Below are 25,697 nucleotides of genomic sequence, written 5' to 3'. Positions count from 1 at the left end.
GGGAGACTGGTACATGGCAACCATTGATATCAAGGTCCCCAATATTGGCGATTTCGCCGAAGTGGGTGTGATCGAACTGCTGGTCAAGCCCGGTGACAGCGTCACCGTGGACCAGTCGCTGATCACCGTGGAGTCCGACAAGGCTTCCATGGAGATCCCGTCCAGCCACGCGGGCGTGGTCAAGTCGCTGTTGGTCAAGGTGGGCGACAAGGTCGCCGAAGGCTCGGTCATCGTCGCGCTGGAAGCAGCGGGCGAGGGCGCTGCTGCAGCCCCGGCGGCTGCGCCGGCACCGAGCGCGGCCCCTGTGGCTGCAGCGCCTGCTCCGGCAGCGCCTGCCGCTGCGGCGGCACCGGGTCCCGTGGCTGCCAACTTTGGCGGCACGGTGGACCTGGACTGCGATGTGGTCGTGCTGGGCGGTGGCCCTGGCGGCTATTCGGCAGCGTTCCGCGCGGCCGACCTGGGCCTGAAGGTGGTGCTGGTCGAGCGCTACAAGACGCTGGGCGGCGTGTGCCTGAACGTGGGCTGCATTCCTTCCAAGGCGCTGCTGCACGTGGCCGCCGTGATGGACGAGGTCAAGCACCTGGAAGTGGCGGGCGTGAAGTTTGCCGCTCCGGAAGTGAACATCGACCAGCTGCGCGGCCACAAGGAAAAGGTCATCGGCAAGCTGACCGGCGGCCTGGGCCAGATGGCCAAGATGCGCAAGGTCACCATCGTGCGCGGCTATGGCAACTTTGTCAGCGCCAACCACATCGAGGTGGAAGAGACTTCGGGTGACGGCCAGGACAAGACCGGCAGCAAGAAGGTGGTTCAGTTCAAGAACGCCATCATTGCGGCGGGCTCGCAAGCCGTGCATCTGCCCTTCATGCCCAAGGACGAGCGCGTGGTGGACTCCACCGGCGCGCTGGACCTGAAGGCGGTTCCGAAGCGCATGCTGATTCTGGGTGGCGGCATCATCGGCCTGGAAATGGGCACCGTCTACAGCACGCTGGGCGCACGCCTGGACGTGGTGGAAATGATGGACGGCCTGATGCAGGGCGCCGACCGCGATCTGGTCAAGGTCTGGCAGAAGATGAACGCGCCGCGCTTTGACAACATCATGGTCAACACCAAGACCGTGGCGGCCGAAGCAACGCCCGAAGGCATCAAGGTCACGTTCGAGCCGGCCAAGGACGGCGTCACCGTGCCCGAACCCCAGACCTACGACCTGGTGCTGCAAGCCGTGGGCCGCACGCCCAACGGCAAGAAGATCAGCGCCGATAAGGCGGGTGTGGCCGTGACCGACCGTGGCTTCATCGACGTCGATATCCAGATGCGCACCAACGTGCCCAACATCTTTGCGATCGGCGACATCGTGGGCCAGCCCATGCTGGCACACAAGGCCGTGCACGAGGCGCATGTGGCTGCCGAAGTCATTGCCGGTGAACTGCAAGGCAACAAGGAGCTGGCATCCAGCGCCTTCAACGCCCGTGTGATCCCGAGCGTGGCCTATACCGATCCCGAAGTGGCATGGGTGGGTCTGACAGAAGACCAGGCCAAGGCGCAAGGCATCAAGGTCAAGAAGGGCCTGTTCCCCTGGGCTGCGTCCGGACGCGCCATTGCCAATGGCCGCGACGAAGGCTTCACCAAGCTGCTGTTTGACGATTCTCCCGAAGCCCACGGCCATGGCCGCATCCTGGGCGGAGGCATGGTCGGCACGCATGCGGGCGACATGATTGGTGAAATCGCGCTGGCCATCGAAATGGGCGCGGACACCGTGGACATCGGCAAGACCATCCACCCCCACCCCACGCTGGGCGAGTCCATCGGCATGGCGGCGGAAGTGGCGCACGGTTCGTGCACCGACGTGCCGCCGGCACGCAAGTAAGCGAAGCGATCAGGCTTTAGGGCCTGGAACAAAAAAGGCAGCCTGCGGGCTGCCTTTTTTTATGGTCTGTGCATCGCCCCGGATCTTCCGAGGGCAAGGGCGCAAGGGCGCGGGCTGCGCGTGGCATAGCACCCGGCGTGCGGTGCCTTCGGTGCAGATGGTGTTGGGCAACTCTGGTGGGGAGGGCGCCTTGAAAGCGCCTCGGAAATAAGCCGTAGATCTCTTCAATGTCTGGATTCAATCCAGGCAAATTCCACAAAAATAAGTGGAATTGAATTGGAATTTGTGGATTTCACATGGTTGCCACATTGCGACTGCAACATGCGAGCTGAGCCTGTTCGCAGGCCCCCTCAACTGTCCCAACAGGAGTTTCGACATGTCCCATTCCGCATCCGTACCGCAAACCACGTCGCGCCGGCAGCTTCTCCAGCGCGGAGCTGCTGTCTCAGCTGCCGCGATGCTTGGTGGCATGCCGCTGTTCGCGTCGGGCCAGCAGCAGGTGAAGCTGGCCTTCATGTATCCCGTTGGCGTGTCTGGCGACATCAACCGCCTGGTCAGCAACATGATCACCGGCTTCAACGCGGCGCACAGCAACATCCAGGTCGAGGCGATCTACGCCGGCAGCTACGACAACACCGAGCAGAAGGTGATGACGGCCCTGGGCGTGGGCGATCCGCCAGCCTCGTGGCTGCCGATCAACTCCATGCTCACGACCTTCCTGCGCATGGACGCACTGGAAGACGTGACCGCGCTGGCCAAGGCCGACGACATCTTCCAGGACTTCCTGCCGGGCTTCCTGGGCACCTGCATGGCTGACAACAAGCTCTACGGTCTGCCTTTCCAGTGCAGCACGCCCGTCCTGTACTACAACAAGACGGCGTTCGAGAAAGCTGGCGCCAAGCCGCCCACCAACTGGACCGAACTCGAAGCCGCCGCCAAGGCTCTCACCGTGCGCCAGGGCGACACGGTGTCGCAGTGGGGTCTGACCATCGGCGGTGGTTGGCACGACTGGATCTTCGAGAGCTTCGTGCGCCAGAACGGCCTGGTGTTCTGGAACAAGGAGAAGGTCATGTTCGACGCGCCTGAGAGCCTGAACGCCATGGAGTTCTGGGTGCGCATGGCACAGGCCAAGAACATGCCGGCGGCATCGACCTGGGAGAGCTCGGCCAACGACTTCATGGCAGGCCGCACCGCCATGCTCTACCACTCCACGGGCTCGATGAGCAACATTCTCAAGTCCTCATCGTTCCCGGTCGGTGTGGTGCCCATGCCGATCGGCAAGCAGAACGGTTCGACCATGGGCGGTGGTCCCATCCTGATTGCCAAGAAGCAGCCCGACGCCCACAAGCACGCCGCCTGGACCTTCGCCCGCTGGATGACGAACACTGCCAACCAGGCGCAGTGGTGCGTGGACACCGGCTACCTCGCGGCACGCAAGTCGTCGTGGGAGACGCCAGTGCTCAAGGCCCACGTGGCCAAAGTGCCCGAGTCGCGTGCTGCCTTTGTGACTGCCGAAGTCGCTGGGGCCTTTCTGCAGGTACCCGGCTACCACAAGGTGCGCACCTATCTGCAGAGCGCGATCGACAAGGCACTGGCGGGGCAGATGAAGCCCGATGCAGCGCTGCGTGAGGCCACGGTGCAGTCCAATCTCGAGATCCAGCGCCTGCTGCGCCGTCGCGGCTGAGCCCATGAGCACCACACTGACTGCCCACCACGTGCCAGCGCCTGATACCGCGCTGGCGGTGAGGCGCCGACAGCGGCGTCGCGAGCTGTTCACCGCCTGGGTGATGCTCGCGCCGTCTCTGCTGTTCCTGGCAGGCTTCACCTACTGGCCTATCGCGCGCTCGATGGTCTATGGCTTTTTCGACGTGCAACTTGGCTCAGCCGAGATATTCTTCGTGGGCTGGGAAAACTACCAGCGCCTCTGGAACGACCCTCTGTTCTGGAAGTCGCTGAGCAATACGGTGGTCTACATGGTGGTCACCGTGCCGGCCTCCATCGGCCTCGCATTGTTGCTGGCCGTTGCGCTGGACCGCAAGCTCAGCGGGACAGCCCTGTACCGCGCGACTTTCTTCTATCCGGTGATGGTGCCTTCTGTGGCCGCCGGCATGGTTTGGGTATTCCTGTATGCGCCGGGCTACGGGCCCATCAACGGCCTTATGGAATGGCTGGGCCTGCCCAAGCTCGAATGGCTCTATGACAGCCGCTGGGCGCTGCCCGCCATCATCTTCATGAGCATCTGGAAGTACGCCGGCTACTTCATGCTCATCCTGCTTGCGGCCCTGCAGATGGTGCCGCGCGACCTGTACGAAGCCGCGCGACTGGATGGCGTTTCGGGCTGGCGGCAACTGCTGCACATCACGATCCCGCTGATATCGCCGACGCTCTACTTCGTGGTGATCATTGGCGTGTTGCACTCGTACCAGATCTTTGACTACGTCTTCGTGATGACGCTGGGCGGGCCTGCCGACGCCACCAACGTACTCACTTTCTTCATTTATCAGAACGCTTTCCAGTTCCGGGATATAGGCACCGCTTCGGCCATTGCCAACATCCTGCTGCTGGTGGTGGGCGCGCTGATCGCCGCTGTGGCTCTCACGCTGGGGCGGCGGGTTCACTACATGGGACGTTGACCATGCTGACCCGGAAACTGTTCGGTCGCTCGCGCTGGATGCAATGGCTGCTGGTGCCCGCCGTTGTGGCGTGGCTCAGCCCGCTGGTCTGGATGCTGCTCACTTCATTCAAGACGCGGGCCGAGATATTCGACCCCGCCAGCAGCGTCCTGCCGCAGGTGTTGCAGTGGAGCAATTACCCGGCGGCGCTGTCCGTCGCGCCGTTCGGCACCTACTTGCTCAACTCGCTTCTGGTCACGGGTGGCATCCTGTTGGCACAGATGACCACCATCACGCTGGCGGCCTATGCCTTCGCCCGCCTGCGTTTTCCGGGGCGCGACCTGCTGTTTGGACTGTTCCTGCTGCAGGTGATGTTCCCGATCTACGCGACGTTCCTGACCAACTTCATCACGGTGCGCGAGTTGGGTCTGCTCAACAGCCTATGGGCTTTGATGGTGCCATTCATCGCAAGCGGCTACGGCACCTTCATGCTGCGCCAGGCCTTCCGCCAGGTGCCCAACGATCTGGCGGACGCTGCTCGGCTGGATGGTTGCGGCCACTGGGCCACGCTCTGGCACGTGTACCTGCCGCTGGTCAAACCAACGCTGATTGCCTTCGGGATGATCTCGGTCGTCACGCACTGGAATGACTATATGTGGCCGCTGCTTGTCACCAACAGCGAAAGCGTGCGCACCTTGCCCATCGGCCTGGGCCTTCTGGCCAAGGCTGACAGCGGCGCGGACTGGCCGCGCCTCATGGCGGCCACCATGGTTGTCATCTCGCCGCTGCTGCTGATTTTCGTGATCTACCAGCGTCGCTTCGTCGACAGCTTCATGCACGCAGGGCTCAAGTAAGCCATCCCATCACCCGTACCTTTTTTACAGACATGGCTGCCATCTCCCTTCAGGGTATCTGCAAGCGCTATCGCGACCACACTGCCGTCCACCACCTGGACCTGGAAGTCCAGGCCGGTGAATTCATGGTGCTCGTCGGCCCGTCGGGCTGCGGGAAGTCGACCACGCTGCGCATGATCGCGGGCCTGGAAGACATCACCCAAGGCCGGCTCCTCATCGGTGGCAAAGACGTCACCCATGCCGAGCCGCACGAGCGGGACATCGCGATGGTGTTCCAGTCCTACGCGCTGTATCCCCACATGACGGTGCAGATGAACATGGCGTTCGGCCTGCTGCGCACGAGCAAGCTTGCGCGCGCAGAGATCGACGCACGCGTGCACGATGCGGCTGAGCGACTGCGCATCACCGAACTGCTCGGGCGCAGGCCCAACGAGCTGTCGGGCGGCCAGCGCCAACGCGTGGCCATAGGCCGGGCTCTCGTGCGCCAACCCAAGGTCTTCCTGTTCGATGAGCCGCTGTCCAATCTCGATGCCAAGCTGCGTACCCATATGCGCGGCGAGCTCGAATGGCTACATGCCGAGCTGGGCATCACCATCGTCTATGTCACGCACGACCAGGTCGAGGCAATGACGCTGGGCACGCGTATCGCCGTCATGGACGGCGGGCGGCTGCAGCAAGTGGGGGCGCCCATGGACATCTACCGCGAACCTGCCACCCGCTTCGTCGCCTCGTTCATCGGCTCGCCCGAAATGAATTTCCTGTCGCCGCCGGTGGACCCGGCCGCACAGGCTTGGCTGGCCCAGCAGTACGGTGACGGTGCCTCGCGTCATGGTGTCGTGCTTGGCCTGCGGCCGGAAGAAATCGGCCTGGTGCCTGACGACGGGAGGGCGGTTGTGCCCCCACTGCATTGGAATGGCACCGTACAGCGCATCGAACGGCTGGGCGCGGACGCCTATGCGCAGATCCAGGTCGGCAATTCCAGCGTGCTGGTTCGCACGCTGGGCGATACCGCGCTCGAGGCTGGACACGTCACGCGCCTCACGGCCGATGCGCAGCGACTGCGTGTGTTCGATGCACAGGGTGACAGCGTGCTTGCGGTGCGCGCGTGAGGGCATTGCCACATGCCGCAAAATGCCGGGCAAAGCCAGCCGCAGAGGAGATCCTTCATGAGCGTCACGCCGGTGCTGAGCGCACGCCAGGAGCGTATCGTCGATATCCTGCGCTCCACCCCGTCTATCACCACCGGCGAACTCGCGCAGCGCCTGGAGGTCTCGGGCGAAACGGTCCGCCGTGATCTGCAGGTCCTGGCCGATGACGGCGTGGTGCGCAAGTTCTACGGCGGCGTCAGCCTGCACCAGGACGTCCAGGAGTCACCGTTCCAGTTGCGCTTGCGTAGCAACGTCGCGGTCAAGCGGCGGCTTGCCCAGCAGGTCTCGGCCCTGCTGCCAGACGGTGCCAGCCTGGTGCTCGACAACAGCAGCACGGCCTGCTTCATCGCCGAGTCCCTGGCCGAGCGGCGGGGGCTCACCGTGGCCACGCCATCGCTGGAAGTCGCGCGCGCGCTGGCGCAAAGCGGCGATCGGCACACGGTGATTCTTCCAAGCGGCACGCTGCGCAGCAGCGACATGACGCTGGCTGGCGCCAACGCACTGCGCTTCGCCACCCAGCTGCATCCGGACTATTTCGTCCTCTCTGTGGCCGCGCTGAGCGCGCGCGGCGGGTGCCTGGACTTCGACCCGTTCGAGGTGGAGTTCAAGCAGGCCGTATGTCCCCACGCCAAAGCAGTGATCGTGGTGGCCGATGCCAGCAAATTCGACGCACCCGGGCTCATCACCAGTCTGCCCTGGGACCATGTCGACATCCTGGTGGTGGACCGGCCACTGCCGCCCGACCTTGCGGAGGCGACTGTGCAACTCAGGGTGTTGACGGTGCTTCCAAGCGAGCGCCAGGTGTGAACCGTCAAGACTGCGAGGCCAGCGGCAACGCCTGGCGTGCTGGCGCTGCCGAGCAGCCGGTGTGCGTACCGGAGAGAAGGGCGCCTTGAAAGCGCCTTGAAAAAAGGGCCGTAGCAGGGGGGCCCTTCTGCGGCCCGCACCCCACATGCGCGTTCAGAAGCGCGGGGTGTATTTCACGGTGAACATGACGTTGCGCGGATCGCCGTAGTTGGCACCGGTGTAGCCGGTGTAGCCCGGGACGATGTAGCGTTTGTCGAAGATGTTGTTCAGGTTCATCGCGATGTTGACCTCGGGCGTGGCCTGGTAGGCGAAGCGCATGTTCCAGGTGGTGAAGCCGGGAATGTCGTTCGCGCGGTCGTAGTCGAGCGTGTGGCTTTGCGTGGTGAAGCCGGCGCTGGTGGTGAGGCGGTTCCAGTCGCCGGTATGGCGGTAGGACGCCCAGACGCGCAGCATGTGCTTGGGGGTCCAGGTGCTGAAGACCTTGCCCTGGTTGTCGGGGTCGCTCAGGAATTTGGTGGTGTTGAAGGTGTAGCCCGCAATCAGTTGCAGATTGCGCAGCACCTCGCCGCTCACCTCGGCTTCCAGGCCCTGGCTGCGGACCTTGCCGGATGCCGTGGAGCAGTACCAGCCGTCGCAGGCATAACCGGATGCCATGTCGTTGACGGCACGGTTCTTGTGGTCGTAGCGGAACACCGCGAGCGAGGTGTTGAGGCGCTTGTCCATCAGCTCGCCTTTGATGCCGAGTTCGTAGTTCGATCCGATGACGGGCTCCAGCACCTTGCCTGCCGCCGTGCGTGCCGACTGGGGTTCGAACACGCTGGTGTAGCTGCCGTAGGCCGACCACTGGGGGCTGAGGGCGTACACCAGGCCGAAGTAGGGGATGACCTCGCCCGAGGTGTGCATGACTTCGCGGGTGTCGAACAACGATGCCTTGTAGAACAGGTCATACCAGGCGACGCGGGCCCCCACGATGGCCGTCAGGGGTTCGGTGAGTTGTGTGCGCCAGCTGGCGTAGATGCCTTTTTGCCGCACGTCGTAGGAGGAGACGGATTGCCGGCCACCGGCGGCCAGCAGGCTTTCCTCGGTGGGCTTGGGGCGGTTGTGGTCGATGTCGAAGAGGTTGCCGCCCGAGGTGAAGTTGCGGGTGTACTTGTCGTTGGACTGGTACTTGGAGTAATCGGCGCCCAGCGTCACTTCATGGCGCAGCCCCAGGGCATCGAAGCGGCCATTCACAAAGGCATCCAGCCCGACCTTGTCGGAGTCGAAGTGGGTGATCCAGTCGGCGTAGGTCATTCCGCTGCCGTCCGGCGCCACGGTGCCGTGCATGCGCTGGTGCGTGGAGTTGCTCGTCTCGTTCATCTGCAAGGCCGATACCTTGAGCTTCCAGTCCGCGTTGAAGCGGTGGTTCAGATCGGCGTAGACCGTGGTCTGCTTGAGGTTGGAACGGTTCCACGAGGCACCCGTGAACGTGGAGCGGGACAGACCCACATCGCGGCTGTCAGCCGCCAGAGGCACGCCGTAGATGAAGGGCCGTCCCTTGCTGTCGAGCTGGCTCACGCCCAGGCCCACGGTGGTATCCGGGCTGATGTCGTAGTCCAGCGCTGCATACAGCGACCGGGAACGGTCGTTCACATAGTCGACAAACGAGTGGCTGCGGGCTTCGTCCACCACGGCGCGACCGCGCAGCGTGCCTTCGGCGTTGAGCGGGCCGCCGACGTCCAGCTGCACGCCGTAGCGGTCCCAGGAGCCGGCACGCGTGGTCAGCGTCACGGTCTTTTCGCTCTGGCCGCGCTTGCGCACGAGGTTGACCGCACCGCCAGGGCTGCCGGTGCCTTGCAGCAGGCCGGATGCGCCGCGCAGGACTTCCAGCCGGTCATAGAAGGCCATGCCTTCTGCGGCCCAGTTGCCCAGCGAGTACATGTTGCGGGGGATCGCGACGCCGTCGTATTGCCAGTTGTCGATCTGGAAGCCGCGTGCCGCCAGCACCATGCCTTGTCCGACACCGGTCACGCCGACGGTGCCGGTGGCGATGTTGGCGGCCTGCTTGAGGTCGGTGATGCCCTGTTCTTCGATCTGCTTGTGCGTGATCACGCTGATGGACTGGGGGATGTCCTTGAGCGCCTGGTCACCTTTGTTGATGCTCACCGCACGCGCGGCGAAGGAGTCCGTGCCTTCGGAGGTGGCACCGCGCTCTTCCTGGGCGGTGACGGTCACCTGCGGCAGGGTGGCTGCGCCCGGGCCGGGCGACAGGCGCCGTACCACGACCGAGCTGCCTTCCACTTCGGCATACAGGCCACTGCCCGCGAGCAGGCGGTTCAGTGCTTCGCGCACGGTGAAGCGGCCTTGCACGGCGGGGGCGGTGCGGCCTTCGACCAGGGCGGGCTGGACCATCAATTCCAGGTGGGCCTGGCGTGCGAGCACCACCAGCGCCTGCGACAGCGGTTGCGCGGTGATCTGGATTTCCACCGGCGCAGCCTGCGGGGCGGGCGTGTTGCCCGATTGCGCCTGGGTGGTGGTGGTGGCTACCAGCAGGGTGACGGCCGCTGCCAGCGGCGCAAGATGGAATCGGAAACGGGACATGCGAACTTTCTCCAAAAGGCACGAAACAGGAATCGTTCTCAGGAAGACGCATGGCAATGCAAAACCCCAACCTGTACGCAAAATTTTTTTAAAAATGTGGCGGGAGGGCCTGGCTCACAATGAGACTGCAACGAGGCTGCCACGAAGCCGCCCCGGTGCCACAACGATGCGGCCACCGTGCTGCGGCGGTGCCCACAGCGGGTGTGCGGCTGTTAGTGGCTTGCCACGATTTCCGTCAGATCCCCGTTTTGCTTCAAACGCACGGGCAGCACCTTGGGCAGGGCGGAGCGGAAATGGGCCAGTCTTTGCGGGTCGAACGTGCCTGACAGGCGCAGCGCGCCCACTGCCGGGTCGCGCACCACCATGTGCGTGGGGGCGTAGCGTTCGAATTCCGCCAAGGCGGCGGAGAGCGGCACGTTTTCCAGGTTGACCCGGCCGTCGCGCCAGGGGGCGATGCCGGCGGCGGCAAGCGGTGCCACGGGGCCCAGATGTCCATCGGCACTGGCCAGCTGCTGGCCGGCCGTCAGCAGCACGGCCGCCGATTCGGGCACGTTGCCGCCAGCCGATGGCAGCGGGCGCACGCGCACCTTGCCTTCCTCTACAGCAACGCGCACGGGGCTGCCGGCGGTGTTGCGCACGGCAAAGCGCGTGCCCACCACCGTCACCTGGGTGCTGCCGGCCAGCACGTCGAAGGGCCGGGAGGCGTCTTTCTGCACCTCGAACACGGCCTGTCCTTCCGGCAGCTTCACCTCGCGGCGCTGGCGGTACAGGCTGACTTCGACGCGTGTGGCGGTGTCGAGCTTCAGGTGGCTGCCATCGGGCAGCTCCACACTCAGCTGCTGCCCGCGCTCGGTCTGGTAGGTCTGCGCAAACACGGGCTGCTGCTGCCAATGGTCCCAGCCCATATAACCGCTGCCGACCACCAGCGCCATGGCCACGGCGGACAGTGCCGCGCGCGGTATGGCCTGCGGGATCAGTGCGGACCACCAGGGCGATGGGCATCCTGTGGCCTGGGCTCTGTGGGCCGATTTCGCCAGGTCTTTCTTCAACTGCAGGCGCAGTTGTTCAACGCCCGATGCCGGCAGGGCATCGAGCTGGCGCCAGTCAGCCTGCCAGCGCTGGAATGCGGTGGCGCGGTCCGGGTGTCCTGCCAGCCAATGGCGGAAGTCTGCGTTGGCGTAGGCCGCATCCGGGGCATCGCTGTAGCGCGCAAACCACTCCAGGGCCTCGGTGTCGAGGTCGCTGTGTGGCGATTGGGCAGTGGAGCGATCAGTCATGCGGATGCGAAAAGCCAGGGGCCATAGAAAGGTAGACGCACGAGTCTGCCAAAACCCAACGCCGCAAAGCCAAAGAAGTCGCACATTCTCATCGACCACTCCGGGGGGGCGCAGCCGTGGCAGCTGAGGAAGGGGCGGCTGTGCCGCCACCTTGCATTTGTTCCTGGCGGGCCCGGCAGGCCTGCATGCCCAGCTTGATGTGACGCTCCACCATGGTCACGGAGATACCCATCTGCCGGGCCACTTCGGCCTGGGACAGTCCGTCGAACTTGTGCAGGATGAAGGCCTCGCGGCAGCGCAGAGGCAGTTCGCCAATGGCGGCCAGCAGAGCATCGACTGTTTGGGACGACATCGCGGCCACCTCTGGCTCCAGCGCTTCGGGGCCAGCGGTCCAATCGGCTGCGTCGGTGGCGGCATCGCTTTCGGTTGCCGCGTAGGTGCCGCGCACTTCGCTGCGGCGGTACTGGTCAATGACCAGATTGCGCGCGGTGCGGTACAGCAGCGCGCGCGGTTCGGCGATGGGCTCGCCCGACTCCTGCACGGCCAGCACGCGGGCATAGCTTTCCTGTGCCAGGTCTGCCGCCGTATCGCGGTCTCTGACCGTTCCTTGCAGGAACCTCAGCAACTCTCGGTAGTAGTGTGCGACCACGGGACAGATCAGGGAGGGAGGGCGGCGTCTGCGTGGCGCATCCGGCCTGGGCGACCGGTGACCACGTGGGAGGCGAGTATACGTGTAAATGATATTCAATATCATTTGATGCGTTGCCAGGGCGGGGCCGGGAGCGGCCTGGGGTGCAGCGGCAAAGGGCAGGCGGTATTGCATGCCGGAATCACGGCCTGGTGCGGGCGGACGGCAGATCTGCTTTTTTCGTTTGAGCTCATGCACAAAGCTTTGTTGGGGTTCCGGCGCCTGGCGCCTAGAGTCGCGCTCCTTGACCGGGTGCACCCCCGTGCCCGGCAATGACTGGAATGAGAGTGTGAGTGCTATGAACAAGCGTGAGTTTTTGCTGTCCGGCCTGAAGGCCGGTGCCGTGATCAGCCTGCCCGGCGGCCTGGTGGCCTGCGCCAGTACGGCGGGCACGCAGGAGCCTGTGGTGGACACTGCGGCAGGCAAGCTGCGCGGTCTGCGCACGGCACAAGGCTTTGCCTTCAAGGGCGTGCCCTATGGCGAGAGCACCGGTGGTGCCAACCGCTTCCGCCCCCCGGTGGCCAAGCAGGCCTGGGCGGGTGTGCGCGATGCCACCGCGCATGGCGCCAGCGCACCGCAGCCGGCCGTGCCCCTGGTGCCGGAGTTTGCCTGGTACTGGCCCACGGCCAACACCAGCGAAGACAGCCTGTCGCTGGCCGTATTCACCCCGGCACTGGACGGCAAGAAGCGCCCGGTGCTGCTGTGGCTGCATGGCGGCGGCTTTGCCACCGGCGCCGGCACGGCCCCCGGTTTTGACGGCAGCCACCTGGCCCAGGCGCAGGATGTGGTGGTGGTCTCCATCAACCACCGGCTGAATGTGTTCGGCTCCCTGCTGATCGACGCGCCGGGCTTTGCGCCGGAATCGGCCAATGTGGGTGTGCTGGACCAGGTGCTGGCGCTGCGCTGGGTGCGCGAGAACATTGCGCGCTTTGGGGGCGATGCGGGCAATGTCACCATTTTTGGCCAGTCCGGTGGCGCCGCCAAGGTCACGGCACTGCTGGGCGCGCCTGCTGCCAAGGGCCTGTTTCACAAGGCGATTGTGCAAAGCGGCTCCGGCTTGTGGCGCCTGGCCAGTCGCGAGAAGGTGGCCCAGGCAAGCCACGGTCTGCTGCAGGAGCTGGGGTTGGACCGTGCCAATGCCGCACGCATCCAGCAGCTGCCGGCTGAGCAGATTGTGGCCGCCTACGGCAAGCTGCTGGCCAAGACCGGTGGCGTGAGCGAATTCCGCCCCACGCTGGATGGCGTGGTGTTTCCGCAGGAACCCTACGACCCCGCAGGCACGCCGCTGGCGGCCCAGGTGCCGGTGCTGGTGGGCTATGCCCAGCAGGAGGCCACGTTCTTTCTGGCCGGCAACCCGGCCAATTTCACGCTCAGTGAAGCGCAGTTGCAGGCCCGGGTGCAGAAGTTTTTGCGCCTGTCCGGTCCGGCCACCAGGGAGCTGCTGCAAAGCTACGCGGCCCAGTACCCGGGCAGCACGGCGTCACAGCGCTTGATTGCGGTGGCCAGCGACTACAACTACAAGCTGCCCACCCTGGCCTTTGCCGACCGCCAGGCCGACCTGGGCGGCGCGCCGGTGCATGCCTACGCGTTCGACTGGACATCGCCCGCACGCAATGGCGTGCTGGGGGCGGCACACACGTCCGAAGTGCCTTTCATCTTTGGCACGCTGGATGCGGCCCGCCATCTGTTGCAGGACAGTCCCGACCAGCTGCAGGTGCGTGATCGCATCGGCGCCATCTGGGGGCAGTTTGCCCGCAGCGGCAACCCCAATTCCGAGCGCGCCGGCGTGCAGCATTGGAGCCGTTACGAGCGCGGCCAGCGCACTACGGCCCGCATCGGCAAGAGCTGGACGGTGGTGGGCAACCCCGAAGCCCATGCCCGCCAGGCCTTGGCCCAGGTGCCGCTGTATGAGTACAGCTTCCCGGTGTCGTTTGTGCGGGACTGAAGACGGGCGCGCACGCCTGCGGCCTTGATTGAGGGCCCAGGCCTGCGCCTTCTGGACCTTCCAGATGGCGGGAAGGTCCAGAAGGGGCCGAGGCGGCGGGCTTACGCCTTCTTCAGGAATTCCGACTTCAGGATGAACGGACCCTGGTCGGTCTTGCAGTCCACGTCGTGGTCGCCGTTGTCATAGACCAGGCGGATGCCTTTGATCTTGGTGCCTTTCTTGATGACGGTGGAGGAGCCCTTCACCTTCAGGTCCTTGACCAGCAGCACGCTGTCGCCGTCGGCCAACGGGGTGCCATTGGCGTCCTTGATGACGCGCGGGCCGCTGTCTTCATCGGCCGCAGCGTCGGCCTGGGCCGACCATTCATGGGCGCAGTCGGGGCAGACCAGCAGGTCGCCGTCGGGGTAGGTGTGGTCCAGGCCGCATTGGGGGCAGGCGGGCAGGGTGGAATCGCTCATGTCACGTTCGTTGTTACAAAAGTGTGAGCGTACAGGCTCGCGCAGTAGCGGAGTGCGGGAGTGCGGATTGCGCGCTGTGGCAGGCGCTGCGGCGTGCTGGTGCGTGCCGAGATTGTTGCGATGGCCGCAAGAGACCCGGGCGGCGGGCTAGAAGGACGGCCCTGCCTCGATCGCCCCGGCCGTGGTGTTGTGCACTGCAGCATGCGTCGGGCATACTGTTTCCCGTTGGGGCCGGTTCCGTGCCGCTGTTGGCATGGCCGGTTTCCGCAGGACAGGAGAGGCCATGCCGTGTACCGCTGACCGTATCCGCACCGGCGCTGCTGTCGGGGCCTGGTGGAAAGGGCGCGCATGCTGAGCGTGCTGGCCGTGGCCGTTTCGCTGGCGCTGCTGATGTTCCTGGCCTACCGGGGCGTGACGGTGCTGCTGCTGGCGCCGCTGATGGCGGCGGTGGCGGTGGTGCTGTCGGGTGACGGGCGCTGGTTGCTGCCGCTGTATACCGATACCTTCATGGCCGCGCTCAGCGGCTATGTGCTGCAGTTTCTGCCCTTGTTCCTGCTGGGCGCGCTGTTCGGGCGGCTGACGGCCGATTCGGGTGCGGCCAGCACCTTGGCGCACTGGATTGTGCGCACCCTGGGCAAGAAGTACGCCATACAGACCGTGGTGCTGGCCTGCGCGCTGCTGACCTATGGCGGGGTGTCGCTGTTTGTGGTGGCTTTTGCCATCTACCCGATTGCGCGCAATCTGTTTGAAGAGGCGCAGATTCCGAAGCGCCTGATTCCGGCCACGATTGCGCTGGGCGCGTTCACCTTCACCATGACGGCCTTGCCGGGCTCGCCCGCCATCCAGAACGCCATGCCGATTCCGTACTTCGGCACCAATGTGTTTGCGGCGCCGGGGCTGGGGATTCTGGCTGCGGCGCTGATTCTGGCGGGCGGCCTGTGGTGGCTGAGCCGGCGGGCCGCCGCTGCCAAGGCCGCAGGCGAGGGCTATGGCGAGCACGACGAAGGTGGCGCCGATGCGGCGCCGACGCCCGAGCAACTGGCGGCCGATGCCGCACGCCATGCGCAGATTCCGCTGTGGATGGCGCTGCTGCCGCTGCTGCTGGTGATAGGCGTGAACGCGCTGTTCACCTATGGCGTGTTTCCGCGCATGGACCTGGGTTTTGTGAGTGAACGCTTTCCGGCGCTGGACCCGAGCCGGCTGGTGGGTTTGTGGGCGCTGGTGATTGCGCTGATTGCGGCTTGCATGGCGCTGGTGCTGCTGCGCCTGGGGCGGTGGCACAACCTGAAGGACACCATCAACCAAGGGGTGTTTGGCTTCATGCTGCCGTTGTTCAACACGGCGTCCGAAGTGGGCTATGGCGCGGTGATTGCATCGCTGGCCGGTTTTGCGCTGATCCGCGATGCGGTGCTGCAGGTGTCCAGCAACCCCCTGGTGTCCGAGGCCGTGGCCATGAATGTGCTGGCGGGGATCACCGGGTCGTCGTCCGGCGGGCTGAGCATTGCGCTGCAGACCCTGGGCGCTGATTACCTGGCCATGGCCCAGGCGGCCGGCATCAGCCCCGCGCTGCTGCACCGGGTGGCGGTGATGGCCGCCGGCGGCATGGACACCTTGCCGCACTGCGGCGCCATCATCACCTTGCTGGCGATCTGCAAGCTCAACCACCGCCAGTCCTATGGCGACATTGCGGCGGTGACCATGCTGTTCCCGCTGCCAGCGCTGGTGCTGGTGATCGCCCTGGGCACCTGGGTGGGCAGCTTCTGAGGTGTGCCATGCCGGGACGCTGCCTGCCAAGGCGGGTGCTGCACGGAGTGCTTTCGGTGCCGCAGAAGGCAGGAGGGCGGGAAGAGGGGAGCGCCGGGCGGGGCTTACAGGGCGAAAGAACGAAAGCTGCAGAAAAACCGCCCGCGCCTATTGCAATGCAGCAAACCGGCCCGCATGTCCCCCGGTCCGGCGGTGCTGACCGGGCATGCCGCTGGCATGCATTCCCTGGCTGCGGCCGGGCGGACCTTCTCTTTCGATTGGCTCTTATGACCTCACTCCAGACTCCTTTCCACATTGGCTCCGTCACTCTGTCCAACCGCGTGGTGATGGCCCCGCTGACGCGCATGCGTGCCTTTGACGGCCGTGCGCCGGGTGCACTGCAGGCGACGCACTACCGCCAGCGTGCAGGCGCGGGGCTGATCCTGACGGAAGCCACATCGGTTACGCCGATGGGCGTGGGCTACCCCAATACGCCGGGCATCTGGTCGGACGCGCAGGTGGCGGGCTGGAAGCAGGTGACCGAGGCCGTGCACGCCGAAGGCGGCAAGATTGCGCTGCAGCTGTGGCATGTGGGCCGTATTTCGGACCCCGAGCTGCTGGATGGCCAACTGCCCGTGGCCCCCAGCGCCATTGCCGCCGAAGGCGAGGTGAATGTGCTGCGCCCCAAGCGCCCCTATGCCGTGCCGCGCGCGCTGGAGACGGCCGAGATTGCCGGCATTGTGCAGAACTTTGTGCAGGCCGCGCGCAACGCCAAGGCGGCCGGTTTTGACTTCATCGAAGTGCATGCCGCCAATGGCTATCTATTCGACCAGTTCCTGCACGACGGCAGCAACCAGCGTGTCGACCAGTACGGCGGCAGCATTGAAAACCGTGCACGCTTTCTGCTGGAGACGCTGGATGCGCTGGCCCAGGAATGGCCGGCCGAACGCATTGGCGTGCACTTGAACCCCATGAGCAACACGCACAGCATGCGTGACAGCGACCCAGTGGCGTTGTTCACCTATGTGGCCGAACAGATTGCGGCGCGCAAGCTGGGCTTCATCTTCTCGCGCGAAGAGCTCAAGGACGGCGTGCTGCCCATCGGCCAGCACATGCGCAAGGTCTTCAAGGGCACGTTCATTGCCAATGACGGATTCACCCAGCAGCAGGCCGAAGCCGTGCTGGCCAGCGGCGCGGCCGATGCCGTGGCCTTTGGCCGCACCTTCATTGCCAACCCGGACCTGCCGGCCCGCTTTGCCCAGAGTGCGCCGCTGAATGCGCTGAACGCCTCCACCATCTACAGCCCCGACGCCACGGGGTACAACGATTACCCGGCGCTGGAAGCCTGCACCGCAGACTGAGGCAGACCACTGCCGCTGCACGCCCAGCGTTGCCTTACCCGGCGGGCCGCAGTGCAGCGGTGCCGTGCCACCCCGAAGCCAGGCTTGTCAGCCTGGTTTTTTTTGTGCCGCGCAGGTCGTGGGTTTTCTGGCGGGCCGCAGCTATTCGCCCGTGTGGAAGGCCTGCATGCCCTGCATGCAGTACTGCAGAAAGCGGTTGGCGGACGGAGACAGATAGCGGCCGGTGCGGGTGATGAGCTGCATCTCGGCCTGCTGGAACGGGGTGCTGTTCACCGCCACGGCGCGCACGCGGTCCTGGGCCAGTTCGGTGGTGATGGCGCAGGGCGGCAGCAGGGTCACGCCCTGGTTGGTGGCGACAAAGCTGATCAGCACGCTGATCAGGTTGCTGGTCAGGGCCGGGGAGAGGCGGATCTTGTCCGCCTGCTCGGCGTATTCCACCAGCTGGCGGATGCCGTAGACGCCTTGCAGCAGGGCGATGGGCCACTGCGTCAGCGCCTGCAGCGTGGTGTGCGGCACATCGGCCAGCGGGTGCTGCGGGTGGACGATGGCGTGCATGGGCTGGCGCGCCGCGCCGCGGGCCGTGATGTGGCTGTCGGCCGGCGGGTAGTAGACCAGGCCGATCTCGGCCTCGTCCTCGCGCACGCGGCGCATGATTTCGGTGGTGCCGTAGATTTCCAGCGACACGCTGACCCCCGGGTGCTGCAGGCGGAACTGGCGGATCGGCCCGTCGATCAGCTCCTGGGCAAAGCCTTCTCCGCTGACCACGCTGACGCTGCCGCTGTGCAGGCCGCGCAGCGCATCCACCTTGGCCAGCATGTCGTGCTGGTGGGCGGTCTGCTGGCGGTGGTAGTCCAGGATCAGTTGGCCGGCCTCGGTGGGGACCACGCCGGTGCGGTGGCGCTCCAGCAGGGCCAGGCCCAATTCTTCTTCCAGCAGGCTGACCTGGCGGCTGACGGCCGAGGGCACGATGCCCAGCTTTTCGGCTGCAGCGCGCACGGAGCCACAGGAAACCGCTTCAAAAAGATAGCGTGCGCGGGAGTCTTGGAAGGCTTGCATGGAGGTCACCAGGGGCGTAGATTGATGCGTGGTAATACTAATGTTCTTTTTTTTAGAACAGAAAACAAAACCACATGCAATAAACGCATTGCTATATTCGGCGCCCGTATGGGCAGGGGCTGGGGTGCCGGCTGGGTCTGCCATTTCGAGCCATCCATTGCGCGGCACAACGTGGGCTGCAGCGCAGAGAAAGACATTGATGAGTACAGCGATGCGGCCAGCCAAGGCAGCAATGAACATGGGCAGCGTGGTGCAGATTTTTGTGCTGGCGCTGGTGATTGCGGCCTTGTCCGAATGGCTGGGGCCTCTGCCCATTGCCCTGGGCGTGGGCAAGGTGGTGCTGCTGCCGATGATCTGGGCGCTGCTGATTGGCCTGGTGCTGGGCCTGCTGCGCAAGCGCATGCCGGCGCCGCTGCAGGTCAGCCTGCACAGCCAGCATCTGTCGGCGGCGATTCTGTCGTCGGCGCTGTTCCTGTTCATCGCCAAGCTAGGTCTGCTGGTGGGCGGTTCGCTGCCGCAGCTGGCCCAGGTGGGCTGGGGTCTGGTGCTGCAGGAGCTGGGCAATCTGGTGGGCTGCATTGCCTTGGGCATGCCGGTGGCGCTGCTGCTGGGCATCAAGCGCGAGGCGGTGGGAGCCACCTTCTCCATCGGCCGCGAGCCGGGCCTGGCCATCATCGGTGAGCGTTTCGGCATGGATTCGCCCGAAGGCCGCGGTGTGCTGGCCGAGTACATCACCGGCACGCTGATCGGCGCGATCTTCATTTCGCTGCTGGCAGGCTTTGTCTCCAGCCTGAACATTTTCCATCCGCTGGCCCTGGGCATGGGCGCGGGCGTGGGTTCGGGTTCGATGACGGCCGCCGCCGTGGGCGCCATTGCTGCGCAGCACCCCGAGATGAGCGACCAGATCGCCACCTTTGCCGCTGCCGCCAACCTGATTGCCACCACGGTGGGCACCTACCTGACGCTGTTCATCTCGCTGCCCGTGGCCGTGTACGCCTACCGCGTGCTGGAGCCGCTGCTGGGCCGCAACCGCAAGGCCGTGGCCGTGGAAGAAGCCAAGGCTGCCGCAGACGATACCGAGGAAGAAGTGGTGCACGGCCCCGTGCTGGGCCTGGGCATGCGCCTGGCTTCCTGGGTGCTGGTGGGCGCGATGGTGCTGATCGGCAACCGCATTGGCTACGGCACGCCGGTGCTGGATGCGCTGCCGGGCGTGGTCATCATCATCCTGGCGGTGCTGGTGGGCGACCTGATCTATGTGGGCACCAAGCGCAAGCTGCCGGCCGTGTGCTGGATCTCGTTCATCGCCATGGCGCTGACCTTCCCCCACACGCCGTATGCGGCCGAAGTGGCGGCACTGACCGGCAAGATCAGCTTTCTGGCCATGATCACCCCGATGCTGACCTTTGCCGGGCTGTCGCTGGCCAAGGACATCCCCGCCTTCCGCCGCCTGGGCTGGCGCATTGTGGTGGTGTCGCTGCTGGCCAATGCCGGCGTGTTCCTGGCCGCGACGATGATCGCGCAGACCTTTGTGCACACGCTGTAAGCACCACGGGAGCAGAGCATGCAAACCATTCAATGGCCGGGTCAGCAAGAGCTGCAAGCCTGGCGCCATGACTTTCACCGCCACCCGGAAACCGCGTTCCAGGAGCACCGCACCAGCGCCCGCGTGGCCGAGCTGCTGACCAGTTTCGGGCTGGAAGTGCACACCGGCCTGGCCGGCACCGGCGTGGTGGCCGTGCTGCAGGGCGCGCTGGGCGCGGGCCCGTCCATCGGCCTGCGCGCCGATATGGACGCGCTGCATGTGACCGAGCTAAACACCTGCGAGCATGCCTCGCAGCACACCGGCCGCATGCACGCCTGCGGCCACGACGGCCACACCAGCATGCTGCTGGGCGCGGCTAAGACGCTGGCGGCCCACCCGGACTTTGCCGGGACGGTGCACTTCATCTTCCAGCCTGCGGAAGAGAACGAAGGCGGCGCCCGCGCCATGATTGCGGACGGCCTGTTCCAGCGCTTTCCCATGGAAGCCGTTTACAGCATGCACAACTGGCCAGGGCTGCCGGTGGGCACGGCGGCGGTCCACAGCACGGCCGTGATGGCGGCGTTCGACATTTTTGACCTGACGCTGATTGGCAAAGGCTGCCACGCCGCCATGCCCCATCTGGGCAAGGATGCGCTGCTGGCGGCCTGCCAGCTGGTGACCCAGCTGCCGGCGCTGATTGCACGCGAGCAGGAAGTGCACAAGCCCGCCGTGCTGAGCGTGACCAGCTTCAACGCGGGCGACACCTACAACGTGATGCCCGAAGCCATCAAGCTGCGCGGCACCGTGCGTTGCTTTGACATGGCGCAGCGTGCACGCATCGAGCAGCGCTTTCGCGATGCCATCCACGCTACCTGCGCGCTGCACGGGCTGGAAGCGAAGCTGGACTACCGCGTCAGCTACCCGGCCACCATCAACAACCCGCAGCACGCCGAAGTCTGTGCCGAGGTGCTGAACAGTGTGCTGGGCGACGGCAAGGTGCGCCGCGACATGGTGCCCAGCATGGCGTCGGAGGATTTTTCCTTCATGGCCCAGGAATGCCCGGGTGTCTACATCTGGCTGGGCAACGGGGAAGACAGTGCCTCGCTGCACAACCCCAAGTACGACTTCAACGACGCGAATCTGCCGCTGGGCGTGCGCTACTGGGTGGAGCTGGTGGGCGCGCTGCTGCGCGAAGGCAAGCTGCCCAAGGCGTCCACCGCGGGCTGACGGAAAGGCGGCAGAGCTGCAGAGCGGCTGCAGCACGGCTGTGATAGTGGCCTTGCGCACAACCCCGTCCCCTCGAAAAAGCCAGCGCAGTGCGCTGGCTTTTTTCATGGCGGTGTGTGGGGCTTACTTGTCGAACAGCGCCTGCAGCTGTTCGCGCTGTGCCTGGCCGGATTGCAGGGCCAGCATCAGCAGAATGCGCGCCTTGGGGGCCTTGAGGTCGCCGGCCATGACGGCGCCGGCGTCGAAGGAGGTCTTGCCGCCGCCTTCAAAACCGTAGCTGGGCATCACGCGGCCGTTGTGCACGCGGGTGGTGACCACCACGGGCACGCCCTTGCCGATGGCGTATTTGGCGGCGTTCAGCATGGGCACGTTCATATTGCCCATGCCCAGTGCGTCGATGACGATGCCTTTGACGCCCCGGTCCACGGCCTGGCGCAGCGCTTCGCCGTTGGCGCCGCCGTACATGGGGACGATTTCCACTTCGGGCATGGTCTGGGCCTGGATGGCAATGTGCTGGCGGCGCACGGGGGCGCTGCCGTAGATCACGCGGTCGGGGTAGACCTCGCCCAGAAAGCCGTATTCGCCGGAGCGGAAGGTCTCCACATTGGCGGTGTGTGTCTTGGTGACATAGCGTGCGGCGTTGATCTGGTTGTTCATGGCCAGCATGGCGCCCTTGTTCTGGGACTGCGGGTCGACGGCAATGCGCACGGCGTTGAGGAGGTTGCGCGGGCCGTCAAAGTCCGACACCGAGGCGTTGCGCTGGGCACCGATCAGCACGATGGGCTTGGGCGACTGCACGGTCAGGTCCAGCCAGAACGCGGTTTCCTCCAGCGTGTCGGTGCCGTGGGAGACGATGACGCCCGCCACTTCGGGCCGGGCCAGGGCGGCCTGCACGGCGGCGCTGAGCTGCACCCAGCGCGCGGGGTCCATATAGTCCGACGGGACATTGGAGAGGTTGTTCACCTGGATCTGGGCGTACTTGCCCACATCGGGCACGGTGGCCAGCAGGTCGTCGCCGGAAATGGCCGGCACCGGCGCGTTTTTGACCGGGTCGATCTTCATGGCGATGGTGCCGCCGGTGGCAATGAACTGCACCGTGGGTTTGGCCTGGGCCAGGACGTTGCCAGCCAACAAGGTGGTGGACAGCGCCACGGCGAGGGCCATGGCAGTGGGGCGCAAGCGTTGCATAGGGGAATGTCTCCGAGAGAGGGAAGTCTTGTAATGCGCCTGCCATGCAGCAGGCTCGGCCATTGTTGGCCTGCCAACGCACCGTTTTGGGGAGTTGGACCTCGTGGAAATCCCGCAGCCGCCGGCGTGCGGCGTGTGGCAAGCCGGCTGGGCCTTGTGCCGCATGGGTCTGGCGGGTCTGGCGCGCGGTGCCATGTCGTCTGGTTTTCGACAGGGTGCTCCTGATTGGATAGCTGCCTGTGACTGCAGCTGCTGAATATGCAGCAGGTTTTATGGCAGTCGAAGCGCTGTCCTGCAGGTGACGCGGCGGGCTGCGGGGCAGCGCGGGCGTGTGTTCCCGCAGGTATGTTTTGTGCAATGCACAGGGCGGGGCCTGGGCCACAGCGGCGCAGGCTGATCTCTCCCTCCACTTTGTGAATGCCTGCCATGACCCTTCAGCATGTGACTTTGACTTCCACCACCCCGGTGGGCGCACCGCGCGCCGCCGGCAGCCCGGCGCCGTGTGTGGTGGCGGCGCGGCCGGAGCCGGTGGCGTTTGCGGCGGCGCAGTCCGCGCTGATCGTGGTGGACATGCAGAACGCCTATGCCTCGGTGGGCGGCTATGTCGACCAGGCCGGCTTCAGCGTGGCCGGCGCGCAGGCTGCGGCCGACAAAATCCTGCAGGCCATCAGCGCCGCACGCGCGGCGGGCATGCTGGTGGTGTTTCTGCAAAACGGCTGGGATGCCGACTATGTGGAGGCGGGCGGCCCTGGATCGCCCAACTGGTACAAGAGCAATGCGCTCAAGACCATGCGCAAAAAGCCCGAGCTGGCAGGCCGCTTCTTGGCCAAGGGGGGCTGGGACTATGCGTTGATGGACTGCATGCAGCCCCAGCCCGGAGACATTGTGGTGCCCAAGGTACGCTACAGCGGCTTCTTTCACAGCCAGCTGGACAGCGTGCTGCGTGCGCGGGGCATCAACACCTTGTTCATGACCGGCATTGCCACCAATGTGTGCGTGGAGTCCACCTTGCGCGACGCCTTCCACCTGGAATACTTCAGCGTGCTGCTGGAGGATGCCACCCATGCGCTGGGAGGCGACAGCATGCAGCAGGCCACGGCGTACAACGTGGAGACCTTCTTTGGCTGGGTCAGCCAGGTGCCGGCGTTTTGCGACGCCCTGCAGACCGAGCCGGTGATGGCCTGAGGGCAGGGCACGTGCTGGGCATGGGGCAGGGCTGGAGGATTGGGGGAGGGTTACAGCGGTGTAAAAACTGCGCAGAATGTTGATTTAGTCAACATTTCAATGCGATAATTGATTGATTAAATCAACCAATATCTGCATGACACCGTCTTCCTCTCCCACTCCGTCCCGCTGGAAGCTGCACCGCCGCTTTGTCCCCGTGGTGTTTGCCTTCTACATGGCCATGATCATGGCGTTGCTGATGTGCGCCACCATCGTGGGGGTGCAAACCGGCTTCGACGCAGGCTATTGGTCCCGGGTGCTGAGCGCCTACATGCTGGCCTTGCCGGTGGCGTTCTGCTGTGTGATGGTGGTGCGGCCTTTTGTGATGCGCCTGGTGGCGCTGACGGTGCATACCGGACACTGAAAATCGCCAGGGCGCTCTGGCGTCTTGCTGCCAGCTGCGAAACGGCGAAAACCGCCGCATTCCGTGCTGCCTGCTGGTGTGGGATGCCTGCATGCCGGAGGCCTTGCGCACTGTTGGGGTGCTGATAGCCGGTGCTCACGCAGGTCTTGTCGCCTAGGCGTCACTGCGGAATCGCTATCGATTTCTACACTCTTTGTCACCAAATAACTATTAGGAAGACAAAGACAATGAGTATCTCGCGCAGAACCGCTCTGCAGGCGGGCGTGTCGGCCGTGGCCGGCTCCTGGCTGGGCACCGCTCCATCGCTGGCCCAGGCCAGCAAGGCTTTTCCCACCCGTGCCATCAAGCTGGTGGTGGCGTTTCCGGCCGGGGGGCCGACCGACCTGACCATGCGCCAGCTGGCAGAGAACGCGAGCAAGGTCCTGGGCCAGCCCGTCATCGTGGAAAACCGCCCGGGTGCCTCGGGTTCGCTGCCAGCTGCCCAGCTGCAGTCCACCCAGGCCGACGGCTACACCTTGGCCCAGTTGCCGATGAGCGTGATGCGCCTGCCGTTCACCACCGGCCTGAAGTGGAATCCGGTGGAAGACCTGAGCTACATCCTGAATGTGACCGGCTATGCGTTCTGCATGGTGGCCAGCACCCAGTCGGGCCTCAAGAGCTGGCAGGACGTGGTGGCCTGGGCCAAGGCCCATCCCGGCAAGCTGACCATTGGCAACACCGGCACCTACACCTCGCCGCACGTGACCTCGGCCATCATTGCCCAGCAACTGGGCCTGGAAGTGGTGCATGTGCCTTACAAGGGCTCGGCCGAGCTGATGCGCGCCACCATGTCCGGTGAGGTGATGGTGGCGGCCGACACCAGCGCCGTCATCCCCTATGTGGACCAGGGCCGCATGGTGGCACTGAATGTGTGGACCGAAAAGCGTCTGCCCACGCTGCCCAAGACGCCTACGCTAATTGAGCTGGGCCTGCCCACGACCCAGTATTCGCCGTTTGGTCTGGTGGCGCCCAAGGGCCTGCCCAAGGACGTGCAGGCCCGCTTGCACGACGCCTTCAAGCAGGCCATGGAGATGGAAAGCTACCAGGCCATGCTGCAGCGCTTCGAGATGCTGCCCATCTACATGGACAGCGCGCGCTACAAGCAGTTTGCCCAGGAATCCACCGTCAAGGAAAAGGCCGCGCTGGCCAAGCTGGGCCCGCAGGCCTGAGCCGGGTTGGCGTTCTGACAATGTGCTGCTTCTGCGCTGCCAGCGCGCTGGTGGGCTGAAGCGGCCATTGGAGGTTTGTCGGTTTGCAAGCTTGGAAGCGAGGATGAACCCTGGCGGGACCGAGCCGGCACCGTCAGGCGTTGCGTCTACTGCGCCCCGTGGGCAGGCCCGCACTGCAGCGCCTGCGGCAGGTGCGGATTGATCTGGTCTTTGCACAGGGCGGCGTAGTCCTGCTGCCATGCCGCCCAGGTGCGGTTGGTCATCTGAGGGTCGGCCAGCAGCCGGTCCACCCGTTCCGGGATGTGCAGCAGGTCCTCAGGCGAAGGGCCGGGCACGCGCCGGGCCCATGCGGCCACTTCCCTGGACAGCGGCGAGTCGTCCAGCGCCTTCACTTGCACACGCAGCCGGTGTATGGCCTGGTTCACCTGGTTGCCGGTGTGCGCCAGATCTGGCGGGGCCGCACCATCGAGAAAACCGTAGGCGGCCAGCAGGCCCAGGCAGGCCAGACCGGTGGTGAGCAAGCGCGGCACGGAATGACTCCTTTGACGGATGGGACCGGGTCTCCGGGGCA

The 25,697-nt window shown here is 65.2% G+C and carries 21 protein-coding genes; 14 read left to right on the top strand and 7 right to left on the bottom strand.

The annotated features are described in order from the left end of the window. Window positions 1-13 precede the first annotated feature (13 nt). The 6 genes from lpdA to QM470_RS00790 all read left to right on the top strand — a co-directional run bounded on the left by lpdA (window position 14) and on the right by QM470_RS00790 (window position 7,285). A complete protein-coding gene (gene lpdA / locus QM470_RS00815; protein WP_283337791.1) occupies window positions 14-1,864 on the top strand; it encodes a dihydrolipoyl dehydrogenase in 1,851 nt (616 codons plus the stop codon). A 469-nt stretch (window positions 1,865-2,333) separates the two neighbouring features. Next, window positions 2,334-3,548, top strand: a complete 1,215-nt coding sequence (locus QM470_RS00810; protein WP_283337790.1) for an ABC transporter substrate-binding protein — start codon at window positions 2,334-2,336, stop codon at window positions 3,546-3,548. A gap of 4 nt (window positions 3,549-3,552) precedes the next feature. Further along, window positions 3,553-4,497 carry a carbohydrate ABC transporter permease gene (locus QM470_RS00805; RefSeq protein ID WP_283337789.1) on the top strand — a complete coding sequence of 315 codons (945 nt, stop codon included), beginning with the start codon at window positions 3,553-3,555 and terminating at the stop codon, window positions 4,495-4,497. 2 nt (window positions 4,498-4,499) lie between these two features. Continuing rightward, a complete protein-coding gene (locus QM470_RS00800) occupies window positions 4,500-5,330 on the top strand; it encodes a carbohydrate ABC transporter permease (protein WP_283337788.1) in 831 nt (276 codons plus the stop codon). 32 nt (window positions 5,331-5,362) lie between these two features. After that, the gene (locus QM470_RS00795) at window positions 5,363-6,439 is read left to right on the top strand and encodes an ABC transporter ATP-binding protein (protein WP_283337787.1); all 1,077 of its coding nucleotides are present in this window, start codon (window positions 5,363-5,365) and stop codon (window positions 6,437-6,439) included. A 57-nt stretch (window positions 6,440-6,496) separates the two neighbouring features. Beyond that, window positions 6,497-7,285 carry a DeoR/GlpR family DNA-binding transcription regulator gene (locus QM470_RS00790; protein ID WP_283337786.1) on the top strand — a complete coding sequence of 263 codons (789 nt, stop codon included), beginning with the start codon at window positions 6,497-6,499 and terminating at the stop codon, window positions 7,283-7,285. A 153-nt stretch (window positions 7,286-7,438) separates the two neighbouring features. Here QM470_RS00790 and QM470_RS00785 read toward each other — a convergent pair whose 3' ends face one another. The 3 genes from QM470_RS00785 to QM470_RS00775 all read right to left on the bottom strand — a co-directional run bounded on the left by QM470_RS00785 (window position 7,439) and on the right by QM470_RS00775 (window position 11,791). After that, window positions 7,439-9,865 carry a TonB-dependent siderophore receptor gene (locus QM470_RS00785; protein ID WP_283337785.1) on the bottom strand — a complete coding sequence of 809 codons (2,427 nt, stop codon included), beginning with the start codon at window positions 9,863-9,865 and terminating at the stop codon, window positions 7,439-7,441. Between the two features lie 212 nt (window positions 9,866-10,077). Next, entirely contained in the window at window positions 10,078-11,142 is a 1,065-nt protein-coding gene (locus QM470_RS00780; RefSeq protein WP_283337784.1) for a FecR family protein, read from the bottom strand. 88 nt (window positions 11,143-11,230) lie between these two features. After that, window positions 11,231-11,791: a sigma-70 family RNA polymerase sigma factor gene (locus QM470_RS00775; RefSeq protein WP_283337783.1), complete on the bottom strand. Its 561-nt coding sequence runs from the start codon at window positions 11,789-11,791 to the stop codon at window positions 11,231-11,233. Between the two features lie 337 nt (window positions 11,792-12,128). On the opposite strand from QM470_RS00775, the gene QM470_RS00770 reads away from it, so the two are divergent. Further along, window positions 12,129-13,775 (top strand): carboxylesterase/lipase family protein, encoded by a 1,647-nt coding sequence (locus tag QM470_RS00770; protein WP_283337782.1) that lies wholly within the window; start codon window positions 12,129-12,131, stop codon window positions 13,773-13,775. A gap of 101 nt (window positions 13,776-13,876) precedes the next feature. Here the strand turns inward: QM470_RS00770 and QM470_RS00765 are convergent, their stop codons facing one another. Beyond that, on the bottom strand, window positions 13,877-14,233 hold the full coding sequence (locus QM470_RS00765; RefSeq protein ID WP_066532258.1) for a zinc ribbon domain-containing protein YjdM: 357 nt from the start codon (window positions 14,231-14,233) through the stop codon (window positions 13,877-13,879). Window positions 14,234-14,581: 348 nt separating this feature from the next. On the opposite strand from QM470_RS00765, the gene QM470_RS00760 reads away from it, so the two are divergent. Beyond that, a complete protein-coding gene (locus tag QM470_RS00760) occupies window positions 14,582-15,997 on the top strand; it encodes a GntP family permease (protein ID WP_283337781.1) in 1,416 nt (471 codons plus the stop codon). 266 nt (window positions 15,998-16,263) lie between these two features. Next, window positions 16,264-17,337: an alkene reductase gene (locus QM470_RS00755; protein WP_283337780.1), complete on the top strand. Its 1,074-nt coding sequence runs from the start codon at window positions 16,264-16,266 to the stop codon at window positions 17,335-17,337. 141 nt (window positions 17,338-17,478) lie between these two features. Here QM470_RS00755 and QM470_RS00750 read toward each other — a convergent pair whose 3' ends face one another. Further along, the gene (locus QM470_RS00750; protein ID WP_283337779.1) at window positions 17,479-18,393 is read right to left on the bottom strand and encodes a LysR family transcriptional regulator; all 915 of its coding nucleotides are present in this window, start codon (window positions 18,391-18,393) and stop codon (window positions 17,479-17,481) included. A gap of 199 nt (window positions 18,394-18,592) precedes the next feature. Here QM470_RS00750 and QM470_RS00745 point away from each other — a divergent pair, with 199 nt between their 5' ends. Continuing rightward, complete coding sequence (locus QM470_RS00745; protein WP_283337778.1) at window positions 18,593-19,936, top strand: DUF3100 domain-containing protein; 1,344 nt, start codon at window positions 18,593-18,595, stop codon at window positions 19,934-19,936. 18 nt (window positions 19,937-19,954) lie between these two features. After that, entirely contained in the window at window positions 19,955-21,142 is a 1,188-nt protein-coding gene (locus QM470_RS00740; RefSeq protein WP_283337777.1) for a M20 aminoacylase family protein, read from the top strand. A 123-nt stretch (window positions 21,143-21,265) separates the two neighbouring features. On the opposite strand, the gene QM470_RS00735 is transcribed toward QM470_RS00740, so the two are convergent. Further along, window positions 21,266-22,330 carry an asparaginase gene (locus tag QM470_RS00735; protein ID WP_283337776.1) on the bottom strand — a complete coding sequence of 355 codons (1,065 nt, stop codon included), beginning with the start codon at window positions 22,328-22,330 and terminating at the stop codon, window positions 21,266-21,268. Between the two features lie 426 nt (window positions 22,331-22,756). Here QM470_RS00735 and QM470_RS00730 point away from each other — a divergent pair, with 426 nt between their 5' ends. The 3 genes from QM470_RS00730 to QM470_RS00720 all read left to right on the top strand — a co-directional run bounded on the left by QM470_RS00730 (window position 22,757) and on the right by QM470_RS00720 (window position 25,126). After that, window positions 22,757-23,515, top strand: a complete 759-nt coding sequence (locus QM470_RS00730; protein WP_283337775.1) for an isochorismatase family protein — start codon at window positions 22,757-22,759, stop codon at window positions 23,513-23,515. A gap of 136 nt (window positions 23,516-23,651) precedes the next feature. After that, window positions 23,652-23,918: a DUF2798 domain-containing protein gene (locus tag QM470_RS00725; protein ID WP_066532228.1), complete on the top strand. Its 267-nt coding sequence runs from the start codon at window positions 23,652-23,654 to the stop codon at window positions 23,916-23,918. A gap of 233 nt (window positions 23,919-24,151) precedes the next feature. Then, entirely contained in the window at window positions 24,152-25,126 is a 975-nt protein-coding gene (locus QM470_RS00720; RefSeq protein ID WP_066533306.1) for a Bug family tripartite tricarboxylate transporter substrate binding protein, read from the top strand. 146 nt (window positions 25,127-25,272) lie between these two features. Here QM470_RS00720 and QM470_RS00715 read toward each other — a convergent pair whose 3' ends face one another. Further along, a complete protein-coding gene (locus tag QM470_RS00715) occupies window positions 25,273-25,656 on the bottom strand; it encodes a hypothetical protein (RefSeq protein ID WP_283337774.1) in 384 nt (127 codons plus the stop codon). Window positions 25,657-25,697 lie beyond the last annotated feature (41 nt).

The organism is Comamonas sp. 17RB (assembly GCF_030056555.1).
Lineage (GTDB): Bacteria > Pseudomonadota > Gammaproteobacteria > Burkholderiales > Burkholderiaceae_C > Comamonas > Comamonas terrigena.
Note: the sequence above shows the minus strand (reverse complement) of the source record. Positions and strands in the feature narration are given on the sequence as shown.